This window comes from Novosphingobium sp. (genome assembly GCF_965229225.1).
Lineage (GTDB): Bacteria > Pseudomonadota > Alphaproteobacteria > Sphingomonadales > Sphingomonadaceae > Novosphingobium.
The window spans coordinates 3,276,055-3,286,926 of sequence record NZ_OZ245867.1; the positions used below are offsets into that span (position 1 = coordinate 3,276,055).

At 66.5% G+C, this 10,872-nt stretch carries 12 protein-coding genes; 5 read left to right on the forward strand and 7 right to left on the reverse strand.

Annotation, left to right across the window (positions count from 1 at the left end; translation table 11 throughout):
• Positions 1-42: 42 nt before the first annotated feature.
• From ACO06X_RS15285 to ACO06X_RS15295, 3 genes are all read left to right on the forward strand, one after another.
• On the forward strand, positions 43-1,083 hold the full coding sequence (locus ACO06X_RS15285; RefSeq protein ID WP_421837078.1) for a DUF2332 domain-containing protein: 1,041 nt from the start codon (positions 43-45) through the stop codon (positions 1,081-1,083).
• A gap of 82 nt (positions 1,084-1,165) precedes the next feature.
• Positions 1,166-1,828 (forward strand): HD domain-containing protein, encoded by a 663-nt coding sequence (locus ACO06X_RS15290; protein ID WP_421837079.1) that lies wholly within the window; start codon positions 1,166-1,168, stop codon positions 1,826-1,828.
• A gap of 2 nt (positions 1,829-1,830) precedes the next feature.
• Positions 1,831-2,334 (forward strand): GNAT family N-acetyltransferase, encoded by a 504-nt coding sequence (locus ACO06X_RS15295; RefSeq protein WP_421837080.1) that lies wholly within the window; start codon positions 1,831-1,833, stop codon positions 2,332-2,334.
• A gap of 52 nt (positions 2,335-2,386) precedes the next feature.
• Here the strand turns inward: ACO06X_RS15295 and ACO06X_RS15300 are convergent, their stop codons facing one another.
• From ACO06X_RS15300 to ACO06X_RS15320, 5 genes are read right to left on the reverse strand one after another with little or no spacing between them, the layout of a single operon-like run.
• Complete coding sequence (locus ACO06X_RS15300) at positions 2,387-3,304, reverse strand: alpha/beta fold hydrolase (protein ID WP_421839927.1); 918 nt, start codon at positions 3,302-3,304, stop codon at positions 2,387-2,389.
• Positions 3,270-4,112, reverse strand: coding sequence for an SDR family NAD(P)-dependent oxidoreductase (locus tag ACO06X_RS15305; protein WP_421837081.1), 843 nt, complete (start codon positions 4,110-4,112; stop codon positions 3,270-3,272). The genes ACO06X_RS15300 and ACO06X_RS15305 overlap by 35 nt, the downstream gene beginning before the upstream one ends.
• A 27-nt stretch (positions 4,113-4,139) precedes the next feature.
• Positions 4,140-5,027, reverse strand: a complete 888-nt coding sequence (locus tag ACO06X_RS15310) for a pirin family protein (RefSeq protein ID WP_421837082.1) — start codon at positions 5,025-5,027, stop codon at positions 4,140-4,142.
• 23 nt (positions 5,028-5,050) lie between these two features.
• Positions 5,051-5,548 carry an NUDIX hydrolase gene (locus tag ACO06X_RS15315; RefSeq protein WP_421837083.1) on the reverse strand — a complete coding sequence of 166 codons (498 nt, stop codon included), beginning with the start codon at positions 5,546-5,548 and terminating at the stop codon, positions 5,051-5,053.
• Complete coding sequence (locus tag ACO06X_RS15320; RefSeq protein WP_421837084.1) at positions 5,511-5,783, reverse strand: BolA family protein; 273 nt, start codon at positions 5,781-5,783, stop codon at positions 5,511-5,513. The genes ACO06X_RS15315 and ACO06X_RS15320 overlap by 38 nt, the downstream gene beginning before the upstream one ends.
• A 41-nt stretch (positions 5,784-5,824) precedes the next feature.
• On the opposite strand from ACO06X_RS15320, the gene ACO06X_RS15325 reads away from it, so the two are divergent.
• Both ACO06X_RS15325 and ACO06X_RS15330 read left to right on the forward strand, forming a co-directional pair.
• On the forward strand, positions 5,825-6,418 hold the full coding sequence (locus ACO06X_RS15325; protein WP_421837085.1) for a J domain-containing protein: 594 nt from the start codon (positions 5,825-5,827) through the stop codon (positions 6,416-6,418).
• Positions 6,419-6,505: 87 nt separating this feature from the next.
• Complete coding sequence (locus tag ACO06X_RS15330) at positions 6,506-8,500, forward strand: NAD(P)-binding protein (protein ID WP_421837086.1); 1,995 nt, start codon at positions 6,506-6,508, stop codon at positions 8,498-8,500.
• 160 nt (positions 8,501-8,660) lie between these two features.
• Here the strand turns inward: ACO06X_RS15330 and ACO06X_RS15335 are convergent, their stop codons facing one another.
• Positions 8,661-9,110 (reverse strand): hypothetical protein, encoded by a 450-nt coding sequence (locus ACO06X_RS15335; RefSeq protein WP_421837087.1) that lies wholly within the window; start codon positions 9,108-9,110, stop codon positions 8,661-8,663.
• Between the two features lie 144 nt (positions 9,111-9,254).
• Positions 9,255-10,859 (reverse strand): phosphoenolpyruvate carboxykinase, encoded by a 1,605-nt coding sequence (locus tag ACO06X_RS15340; RefSeq protein WP_421837088.1) that lies wholly within the window; start codon positions 10,857-10,859, stop codon positions 9,255-9,257.
• Positions 10,860-10,872: the final 13 nt, after the last annotated feature.

The following is a 10,872-nucleotide window of genomic DNA, read 5'->3' on the forward strand; positions in this document are numbered from 1 at the left end:
CTATGGCAAAGGGCCGGAAAGGGCAACCGTATGGAACGGGTCATGGATACGCACGACGTCGCGGCAGCGATTGCCTGGCAGGCGGATCACGCGGCAAACAACGGCGCGCCCTGCACTGCGCGAGTGGTGCGGGCGCAGCTGGCGCTGCTTTCGGGCGAGACCGAAACGGGACGGCGGCTGGCAAGCTGGCCGGGCATTCCGCTCGAAGATGCGCTGCCGCTGCGGCTGGCGGGGGGCTTCCATCATCTGGTCCTCTCCGGCGCGGATCTGCGGCTTGCCGCGGTCTATCGCGGGGAAGTGACCGATCAGAACGCAGTGGATGCGCTGATTGTGGACCTTGCCCGCCAGCACGACGCGGCGCTGCTGCCATGGCTCGATGGGCCGCCGCAGACCAACGAGGCTGGGCGGTCTGCCTCGATCATGGCAGCGCTGCTGTGGCTTTCACCGCGCATGGGCCCCCGCTTCGAGCTGAACGAGCTGGGGGCCAGCGCGGGCGTCAACACAATGATGGACCGCTATCACTACGAACTCGGCGGCACCGAAGTCGGCCCGGCGGATTCGCCGATGCGGATCATGCCCGAATGGCGTGGGCCTGCGCCTGTGCCCGCGCCGGTTGAGATAACGTCCATTCAGGGCTGCGACCGCGCGCCGGTGAACCTCGCCGATCCCGCTGAGGCGCTGCGCCTCAAGAGCTATGTCTGGGCCGAGGTGACCGAGCGCATGGCCCGCATCGACGCGGCAATCCGGCTGGCGGGGGAGCAGCCGCCGACTCTCACGCAGATGGATGCAGGGGACTGGGTGGACCAGCGCCTTTCCGCGCCACTGGCGGAAGGCACCACCCGCGTGTTCTACCATTCGATCGTCTGGCAATATCTGCCACCCGAAACCCGCGCGCGGATCACGGCGGCGATCACCGGCGCGGGTGAGGCAGGCCAGCGTATCGCGTGGATCATGCTGGAAACCAATCGCGAGACGTTCCGGCATGAGCTGACCGTGCGGTTCTGGCCCGGCGGCGCCGAGCCGGTGCTGCTGGGCGAGGCGCATGCCCACGGTGCGTGGGTGGCGTGGCACGGGGCAGCGTGATTGGCCGCAGGGACCAATTGCGCCTGCCGCCGCGCGTGCTAGCCTCTTGCCAACTTCGCGGAGAAAGCCCCCCATGCGCCCGATGAAACTGCTCCTCGCCGCCCTCGCGCTTGCCGCCGTTCCGGCCGCCGCCTTTGCCGATTCCCCGCCCGTGGGCTGGCGCGAGCAGGTGCGCGCGTTCAACATCGAGCACTGCAAGCACCCGGCCTGGGGCACCTCGCATTCGGACCGCGACTATGCGCTCGCCAAGGCCATGGCAGCCACGGACAAGGTTGCGCTGGACGACGACGTGCTCTTCGCCGCCGCCTATCTCCACGATATCGCGGCGTTCAAACCCTACGAGAAGTCTGATCTCGATCATTCGGACGTCGCCGCCGATATCGTCGGCAGCATCCTCGCGCCCACAGGCTTCCCGATGGCGAAGCTGCCACGCGTGCAGGCCGCGATCCGTGAACACATGTACTACCGCACGCCGACCGTGCCCGAATCGCTCTATCTCCACGATGCCGATGCGCTCGATTGGCTCGGCGCGATCGGCGCGGCGCGGATCATGGCGCTGGCGGACCCCAACGGCGGCCAGCCCGATGGCCCGGCGGTGCTGCCGATGCTCAAGGAAAACCTGCGCGATGTGCCCGCGCGCGTGCTGTCGCCCGCAGGCAAGGCGCTGATGCCCGCCAAGCGCGATTCGCTGGCCAGGTGGATGGAGACGCTCGCGGCGGAGACGGACGGGTACAAGACGCTTTGACCATGCCCGGGATCCAATACCGCCCCTACGCCAAGTCCGACGAGGACGCCGTCATCGCGCATATCCTTGCCATCCAGCAGGGCGAGTTTGCGGTGCCCGTCACCGCCGAGGACCAGCCCGATCTGCGCGCGGTGGCTGAGGTCTATCAGTCCGGCTCCGGAGGCTTCTGGGTCGCCGAAATGGAGGGCCGCATTGTCGGCACTATCGGCCTGATCGGCTTCGGCGGTGGTAAAGGGGGCAGTGGCGAAGGCGCGCTGCGCAAGATGTTTGTCGCCGCCGAGGCGCGTGGGCGCGATCTGGGGGTGGCGGCGGGGTTGCTGGCCATACTCGTCGATCATGCCCGCGCCGCCGGGATAGTTGGGATCACCCTCGGCACGATCGAGCGCCTTCATGCCGCGCGCCGGTTCTACGAGAAGAACGGCTTTGTGCCGATCGATGCCGCTGCATTGCCCGAAGGCTTCCCGCGCATGGCGGTGGACACGCATTTCTACCGGCTGGAGCTGTAGGCAACACCGTTCGATCGACACGAACGGAACCGGGGTGATTGGCGTTGGTCAATTACCCCAGAAACGCATCCAACGCGGCGTTGACCTTCCCGGGCGCTTCCCACGGCACGAAGTGGCCGCAATCGGGCACTTGCACCACGGTCAGATTCGGGATCATCGCGTCCAGCCCCTCAAGGTTCGAGGGCGGCAGGGCCATGTCGTCCATCGCCCAGATCACCAGCGTCGGGATGCCGAGCGGCGGCAGCGGCGGCGGGGCATAGCCTTCGGGCAGCGCGAAAGGCGCGTCCATCGTCGGCACATCCATCGGGCTTGCGCGGTACCAGTTGAGCATGGCGATCGCACTGTCCGGGTTCGACCAGTCCTTCAGCAGCGCCGCGCGCTCTTCCTCTTCCATCACCGGCGCGCGGTCGCCCCAATCGAGCGCTTGCATGAGCAGCGCACCGAGGCCGTGTTCGCGCACCAGCGGATCGTGGGCGGTATCGCGGAAGGCGCGCATATACTGGCTCGCGCCGCGCTGGACGGGATCGAGCCAGAGCAGCTTCTGGAAGATAGCCGGATGCGGGGCATTGGCGACCACCGCGCGCGTCACCCGCGTGCCCTGTCCCATCAGCGCTACACCCCAGGCAATCGCGCCGCCCCAATCGTGGCCCAGAACGGTAAACTGCCCCACACCCAGCGCATCGGCGAGGAGGAAGATATCGCCGATCAGCTTGTCGGGCGTGTAGTTCTCCGCGCCCTCGGGCTTCGACGAGCCGCGATAGCCGCGCTGGTCTGGCGCGATGCAACGGAAACGGCCCGAAAGGTGCGCGATCTGGTGCCGCCAGGTGCGATGCGATTCGGGAAAGCCGTGGAGGAACATCAGCGCGGGCGCATCGCGCGGGCCGACATCCACCACATCGAGCTCGATTCCGTTGGCGAGCTTCACGCGCGTCAGTTCACTCGACACTGGCCTGCTCCATCTTCTTCGCATAGCCATCTGCCACCATCGCGGCCATCTTGTCGAAGATGGCTTCAGGCGTGCGGCAGGCTTCGCCGATCTCCTGTTCGAACCCGCGCGCGACGATGATCTCGCGCTCCCCGGCGGCCATGGCGGCAAGGATCGCCGCGGCTGCATCAGCCGGATCGAGGCCCTTGTCGATCGCCTTGTCGCTCACGCCCCGGCGGCTGCCATCGGCATTGAGCGCATTGCGCGAGACATTGGTGCGGACCGAGCCCGGCGCGATGACATGGACCTGCAGCCCCTCGCCGGTCACTTCGGTGCGCAGCGCATTGGCATAGCCGATCAGGCCGAACTTGGCTGCGCTGTAGGCTGTGCGCATCGGCACGCCGACTTTGCCCGCCACGCTCGAAACCATTGCGATGCGGCCCTTGCCGCGCGCCACCATGCGGCCCAGCACCGCCTGCGTCAGCGCGATGGGGGCGAGAAGATCGACCGCGATGATCCGTTCATAGACAGTGTAGTCGGTATCAATGGCGAGGCTGCGCTGCGAGATCCCTGCGTTGTTGAAGAGGATGTCGATCCCGCCGCTGCGCTCTGCCGCCCAGGCCCAGGCCTGCTCCGCTGCCGCAAGGCCGGCCGGATGGTCGGTCGCTTCGAATGGCAGAACGAGGGCGGTGGCATTGCCGATGGCGCAGTCCGCCGCGACTTCCGCCAGTGCCTCCTCGTTCCGGCCCGACAGGATCACATGCGCGCCTTCCGCCGCCAGCGCGCGCGCCATTGCCGCGCCGATCCCCGATGATGCCCCGGTGATCCATGCCACCTCTCCGGCAAATGCCATGTACGTCTCTCCCTCTTGTATTCTGATCTAAAGATTGGCGCGCGTGTTGGGCACCTTGGGCAGGGGGATGAACTCGTCCTCGTCCCCCGGCACCTTGGGAAAGCGCCCTTCATCCCAATCGTGCTTGGCCTGCGTGATCCGCTCGCGGCTTGAGCTCACGAAATTCCACCAGACATGGCGCTGCGTGGTAAAAGCCTCTCCGCCAAGCAGCATCACGCGCCCGCCGCCTTCGGAGGATAGCTTCAGCGCCGTGCCCGGCGCCAGCACCGCGAGGCTGTAGAGCGCGAGCGGCACGCCATCGACGCTGGCTTCGCCGCCCACCAGCATGACCGCGCGCTCGTCCGCCGCAGCGTCGATGGGGATCGCGCCGCCGGGTGCGAACAGGATCTCGGCATAGATCGTCTGGCTGTGCTGCGTGGTCGGCGCGGTCTTGCCCCAGAGCGTGCCCATGATCACCCGCGCGGTGGTGCAGCCGTCCTCGATCAGCGGCAGGTCCGCCTGCTGCTCGAAGGCAGGGTCGATATCCTCGCGCCCGTCGGGCAGCGCCAGCCAGGTCTGCATGCCATAGAGCGCCGGGCTGCCTTCTCGCTCCGATGCAGGGCTGCGCTCGGAATGAACGATGCCGCGCCCCGCCGTCATCAGGTTGACCTGACCGGGGCGGATCGTGGCGAACGTGCCGAGGCTGTCGCGGTGGTCGATCGCGCCCGCATACTTGCCCCCGAACAGCCAGGTGACGGTGGCAAGGTTGATATGCGGGTGCGGCCGCACATCCATCGCCGTGCCCGTGGGCAGCACGGCGGGACCGAACTGGTCGACGAAGATGAACGGGCCGACCATCGTGCGCTCACGCGCGGGCAGCACGCGGCGCACCTGAAAAGCGCCCAGATCGTGCGTCACCGGGGTCAGGGTTTGCATCACAGGCCCACCTGACGTTTCACTCATGGCGATACCTCCGCCTGAAGCAGCTCAAGGATGTTCACCGGAAACACCGGTTCGTGCCATTGTGCCAGTTCGGCGGCGGCAAACCAGCGGAATTCCTTGATCAGTTCGCGTTCAAGTGCGGTGTGCCCGGCAGGATCGGGCGTGAAGCTGGTGGTGCGCACACGGAAGAAGCGCTCGTCTGAGGTCACGGGCTCGCCCTCCAGCGTGATGAAATCATCGGTGCGCTGTGCGATCTCGGTGCCGCAGCTTTCCACGCTGAGCCCGGTCTCCTCAAACAGTTCGCGCACCGCCGCAGCGTGGAAATCCTCGCCCGGGTCGCACTCGCCGCCCACCCCGCACCAGAATGCGCGGCGCGTGGGCGGGGCAAAGCGGATCAGCAGCAAGCGATCGTGCTCGTCCATCAGCAGGATCCGCGCGGCCCTGCGGACGCGCCGCGGGGCATTACGCACCGCCTCATCACTCACCGGGTGCGCGGGCCTTGATCGCAAGCGCATGGACGCGCTGCCCCGGAATATCCCCCAGCGCGGCGTTGACCATGCGCTGGCGCATCACGCGCGAAACGCCGTTGAACTGCGCGCTGGTGATCTCCACGGTGAAGTGCGATTCGCCCGATCCATCATCGCCCATGTGGCCGCTATGGCTGGCGCTGTCGTTGATCACGGCGATGAGTTCGGGGGCGAGGGCTTCGGTGAGAAGCTGGGTGATTTCTTGGGCAAGGGGTCCGGTCATGGCTTCCATCTTGGCCGATCCATCTCCATGTGAAAAGCCGAATGAGACATGATCGCTTCCATGGCCGGGTGCAGGGCACCGGACGGCAATGTGCTGCCCCGGGTTGCAGCGAACCGGGCGAGTTCCGCGCGCCCGGCGCTCGTGCGGCAGGAGCCGATGGTCCGGGCGACTATCGCTGGATGTGCCTGGAACACGTGCGCCAGTTCAACGCGGGCTACGATTTCTTCAAGGGCATGACGCCGGAGGAAATCATGGCGGCGCAGTCTCCGCTGGCCGGTTGGGCGACCGAGACGCGTGCCTTCCGCCCGACCGCCGGGATCGATCAGGCCCCGCGCTGGAACGATTTTGCCGATCCGCTCGATGCTATCGCCCAGCGCGCCAAGGCGCGCCGCGAGGATGCGTTGCACCGGCAGGAAGCGGCGCGGCGCGGCATCGGGCCGGAGGAGCGCAAGGCCTACGAAACCATGGGCCTCGGCTTCGATGCGGATCGCAAGGCACTGCGGGCGCGCTATTCGCAGCTCGTCCGCCGCTTCCACCCCGATCGCAATGGCGGCGACCGGGCCTATGAGGGCCGCCTTCAGGCGGTGGTCGAGGCCTATAACCTGCTGCGCGCCCTGCCTGCTTTCAACGCCTGAGGTTCCCCTGAAATCGGGAGGAAGGCTGGACAAGCTCCCCTTGCAGCGCAAAGCTGCGCAGCTGGGGCCATGCAGGGGGCAAACGACATGAAGAGCGAAGATCGGCAGCTGGGAATGGACCGCGCCATCAGCCGGCGCGATTTCGTGAACGGAGTCGCCGCTGGGACGCTGGCCGCCGGCATTCCCGGCACATCGTTCGCCGCCGCGCCCCGCGCCAAGGCCGTCATGACGCCGGAGATCGATCCCAATCCCTATCCCCCCGCGCGGCAGGGCATGCGCGGCTCGCACGCCGGGACGTTCGAGGCGGCGCATATGCTGCGCGATGGCACGCTCAAGCTGGCCGACGCCGAGAACAGCGGCGAGGTCTATGACCTGATCGTGGTTGGCGGCGGCCTCTCTGGTTTGTCGGCTGCGCACTTCTTCCAGAAGCGTGTCGGCCCCGGCGCGAAAGTGCTGGTGCTCGACAACCACGACGATTTCGGCGGGCACGCCAAGCGCAACGAATTCACTGTGGGTGGCCGCCTGCTCGTCTGCAACGGCGGCACGCTCAACATCGAAAGCCCGAGCCGGTACGACAAGTGGTCGCGCGTGCTGCTCGATGACATTGGCGTCGATATCGCGCGATACGAGCGGGACAACACGGCCAACGCGGGGCTCTACAAGTCGCTCGGCATGGGCCACGGCATGGTCTTCGATGCCGAGACCTTCGGCGGTAGGGACGTGGTCCTCGCCATGGGCGGCGGCTGGCGTGGCGGTGCGATCGAGCCCGAGAAGCTGGAGAAGGCGCCCCTTGGCCCCAAGGCGCGCGGCGATCTCGCCCGCCTCTTCGCCAAGCCGCAGCCCGATTATCTGCCGGGCCTCGATCAGGCCGCCAAGAAGGACTGGCTCGCCCGCCATTCCTACAAGGAGTTCCTCACCGAGAAAGTCGGCGTCGATCCGCAGGTCTACTGGCTGTTCCAGAACATCGGCATGGCGAGCTTCTGCGTCGGCGGCGATGCCGTGCCCGCGCTGTTTGCATGGGTGCAAGGCTACCCCGGCTTTTCCGGCATGGCGCTGGGCGAAGTGCCGGCGGACCTCTTCGCCGATCTCCCCGGCGGCCAGCACGGCCGCCAGCGCGAGGGCGAGAAGTCGATCCACTTCCCCGATGGCAACGCGACGCTGGCGCGGCTGCTGGTTTCCAAGCTGGTGCCAGAGGCGACGGCGGCCCGCACGCAGGAGGACATGGGCACGGCCGTGATCGACTACGGTGCGCTCGACCGGCCCGGTACGCCCACCCGAATTCGCCTCTCCAGCGTCGTCCTCAATGTCGCGCATCGCGGCGATCCCGCTTCGGCGGGCGATGTGGCGGTGCATTATGCCAAGCAGGGAAAGCTCGTCGAAGTGCGGGGCAAGGCCGTGATCATGGCCTGCTGGAACATGGCGATCCCCTACATGATGCCCGAACTGCCCGCCGCGCAGAAGGATGCGCTCGCGTATGGGGTGAAGGGCCCGATGGTCTACACCAGCGTCGCGGTCACCAACTGGCGGCCCTTCGCGAAGCTGGGCGCGGCGAATTTCCATTGCCCGACGATGTTTCATCAGGAAGTCGGCCTCACCGAAGCGGTCAGCCTTGGCGACTTGAAGCACCCGCAATCGCCTGACGAGCCGGTGGTGCTCCACCTCGTCAAATATATGAACAAGCCCGGCCTTCCCCGGCGTGACCAGCACCGCGTCGGCCGCGCCGAACTGCTGGCGATGAGCTTCGAGACTTTCGAGCGCGAGACGCGGCGGCAATTGCAGCGCATGCTGGGGGCTGCGGGCTTCGATGCCGCGCGTGATATTGCCGGGATCACCGTGAACCGCTGGGGCCACGGTTACTCCTATACCTACAACTCGATCTACGATCCGGTGGATTGGGTTTACAGTGAGAGCCCGAACCGCCCTTGCGTGGTGGGGCGCCAGCCCTTCGGCCTCGTCAGCATCGCCAACAGCGATGCGGCGGCGAGCCCGCACACCGATGCCGCGATCCAGGAAGCCCACCGCGCGGTGCAGGAAGTGATCGAGCGGCGGACTTATCCCTTCGTCCCGCGCCGGACGGGGTGAGGGTAGACGGATTTTTCGCGCAGAGATCGCAGGGATCGCAGAGGCGCAAAGAGGGTGTGCCCGGCCGCAGGCCTTTGTTATCATCGCAGTGCAAAAGAGGAGAGCGGCCTTGCCGCAAAGCGCTACATCTCCGCGCCTCTGCGATCTCTGCGCGAACCCTTTATTCCGAAACCGCCGCCAGATCCGGCTCCACCCATCCGCGCCGCGCTTCCACGCTGAACAGGCGCTCCTTCGAATAGAAGCACAGCGGCCACTCGCGGTCGCCGATCTCGCTTTCGAGCAGCGCGTTCACCGCGCCGACCAGCGATGTCCCCTCCGTCAGCGTATCCGCAAAGGCGCGCACGCCCTTGATGTAGAGCTGGGTCAGTGTCTCGTGATAGCCCGCGCCATCGGTGTTCTCGCCGCCGACCGCCACGTTGTAGGCGCGGATGGTTCCGGGCAGGTCCTGCTCGGGTGCAAAGTCCGGCCGCTCGCGGATCAGCCAGAGGCACGCGGCCAAATGTGCCTCGTGCGTCCACTCCGGCTTGGGCAAAGTGCGCGCGAGCAGCCCTTCGCCCACATGGCGCACCGCCGCATCATCGGCAAAAAGTCGGATCGAATGCGCGGACATGGGAGAACACCTTTTGGAACGAGAAGCGCGCCCTTACCCCCGCCGTCGTCATTGCGACAGCAACGACTGGCCGACACCGGCACAAAAAAAAGAGGCCTCGCACAGGGCGAGGCCTCACGCCAGATAGGATTGTCGTCTTCTTGCTTATGCCGCAATCGGTGCCGCGTTGCGTACGCTTTCGTCGACGTGGTCGGCGAACTGCGCGAAGTTGTCGATGAACTTGCGCACCAGCTCTGCCGCGGTGCGGTCATAGGCTTCGCCGTCGGCCCAGGCGCCGCGCGGATCGAGCAGCGCAGTGTCCACGCCCGGTACAGCCACCGGCACTTCGAAGCCGAAGTTGGGATCGATGCGGAAGTCGGCGCTGTTGAGGCTGCCGTCGAGCGCGGCGTTGAGCAGCGCGCGGGTCGCCTTGATCGGCATGCGCTTGATCCCCGGCATCGTGGCAAGGCCGCCCGACCAGCCGGTGTTGACCAGCCAGCACTTCACGCCGCCCTTGGCGATGCGCTCCTTGAGCAGGTTGCCGTAGATCGAGGGATGGCGCGGCATGAACGGTGCGCCGAAGCAGGTGCTGAACGTCGCTTCCGGTTCGGTCACGCCGATTTCGGTGCCCGCAACGCGCGCGGTGTAGCCCGAAAGGAAGTGGTACATCGCCTGATCGGGCGTCAGCCGCGCGATCGGGGGGAGCACGCCGTAGGCATCGGCGGTGAGGAAGATGATGTTGGCGGGCACGGGGCCGAGGTTCTTCTCGCTCGCGTTCGGGATGAAGTCGATCGGGTAGGAACCGCGGCTGTTCTCGGCGAGCGAGGCATCGTCGAGGTCGATCTTCCGGGTTTCCGGATCGATCACGACGTTCTCAAGGATCGTGCCGAAACGCTTGGTCGTCGCGAAGATTTCCGGCTCGGCCTCTGCCGAGAGACGGATCATCTTGGCATAGCAGCCGCCTTCGAAGTTGAAGACCGCCGTGTCCGACCAGCCATGCTCGTCATCACCGATGAGGGTGCGGCTCGCGTCCGCCGAAAGGGTGGTCTTGCCGGTGCCCGAAAGCCCGAAGAACACAGCCGTTGTCCCGTCGGCACCGATATTCGCCGAGCAGTGCATCGGCATGACACCCTGCACCGGCAGCAGATAGTTGAGAATGCCGAAGACCGACTTCTTCATCTCGCCCGCATAGGCGGTGCCGCCGATGAGGATGAGCTTCTCGGAGAGGTTCACCGCAACCACCGTCTCGCTCCGGCAGCCGTGGCGCGCGGGATCGGCGCGGAAGCTCGGGATATCGATGATCGTGTACTCGGGGGCGAAGCTCGCCAGTTCTTCCGCCGTCGGGCGCACCAGCAGGGTGCGGATGAACTGCGAATGCCAGGCGAACTGGGTGATCACGCGCACCGAAACGCGATATTCGGGCTGCGACCCGCCGAACAAGTCTGCGACATAGGCCTTGTCGAGCCCGCCGAAATGGCCAAGGAAATCCGCCTTGAGCACGGCGAACTGCTCGGGCGTCATGCTGACGTTGGTCTTGCCCCACCACACGGTGTCTTCGGTCTCGGCATCGCGGACGAAGAACTTGTCCTTCGCGCTGCGACCGGTGTGCTTGCCGGTAGCCACGACGAACGGGCCGTCCGCCGAAAGCACGCCTTCGCCATTGCGGATCGCATGCTCGACCAGCGGCGCGGTGCCGAGGTTGGCAAAGATCTGTGCCGGCTCGGGAAGGCCCTGTTCGGCCAGGCTCACGTTCAATGCGGTATCAGACACAGATCGGTCTCCC

Excerpts from the sequence above, each read along its gene's own strand:
- ACO06X_RS15285 (WP_421837078.1), top strand. The coding sequence starts at position 43 with ATGGATACGCACGACGTCGCGGCAGCGATTGCCTGGCAGGCGGATCAC.
- ACO06X_RS15290 (WP_421837079.1), top strand. The coding sequence starts at position 1,166 with ATGAAACTGCTCCTCGCCGCCCTCGCGCTTGCCGCCGTTCCGGCCGCC.
- ACO06X_RS15295 (WP_421837080.1), top strand. The coding sequence starts at position 1,831 with ATGCCCGGGATCCAATACCGCCCCTACGCCAAGTCCGACGAGGACGCC.
- ACO06X_RS15300 (WP_421839927.1), bottom strand. The coding sequence starts at position 3,304 with ATGCGAAGAAGATGGAGCAGGCCAGTGTCGAGTGAACTGACGCGCGTG.
- ACO06X_RS15305 (WP_421837081.1), bottom strand. The coding sequence starts at position 4,112 with ATGGCATTTGCCGGAGAGGTGGCATGGATCACCGGGGCATCATCGGGG.
- ACO06X_RS15310 (WP_421837082.1), bottom strand. The coding sequence starts at position 5,027 with ATGCAAACCCTGACCCCGGTGACGCACGATCTGGGCGCTTTTCAGGTG.
- ACO06X_RS15315 (WP_421837083.1), bottom strand. The coding sequence starts at position 5,548 with ATGCGCTTGCGATCAAGGCCCGCGCACCCGGTGAGTGATGAGGCGGTG.
- ACO06X_RS15320 (WP_421837084.1), bottom strand. The coding sequence starts at position 5,783 with ATGACCGGACCCCTTGCCCAAGAAATCACCCAGCTTCTCACCGAAGCC.
- ACO06X_RS15325 (WP_421837085.1), top strand. The coding sequence starts at position 5,825 with ATGAGACATGATCGCTTCCATGGCCGGGTGCAGGGCACCGGACGGCAA.
- ACO06X_RS15330 (WP_421837086.1), top strand. The coding sequence starts at position 6,506 with ATGAAGAGCGAAGATCGGCAGCTGGGAATGGACCGCGCCATCAGCCGG.
- ACO06X_RS15335 (WP_421837087.1), bottom strand. The coding sequence starts at position 9,110 with ATGTCCGCGCATTCGATCCGACTTTTTGCCGATGATGCGGCGGTGCGC.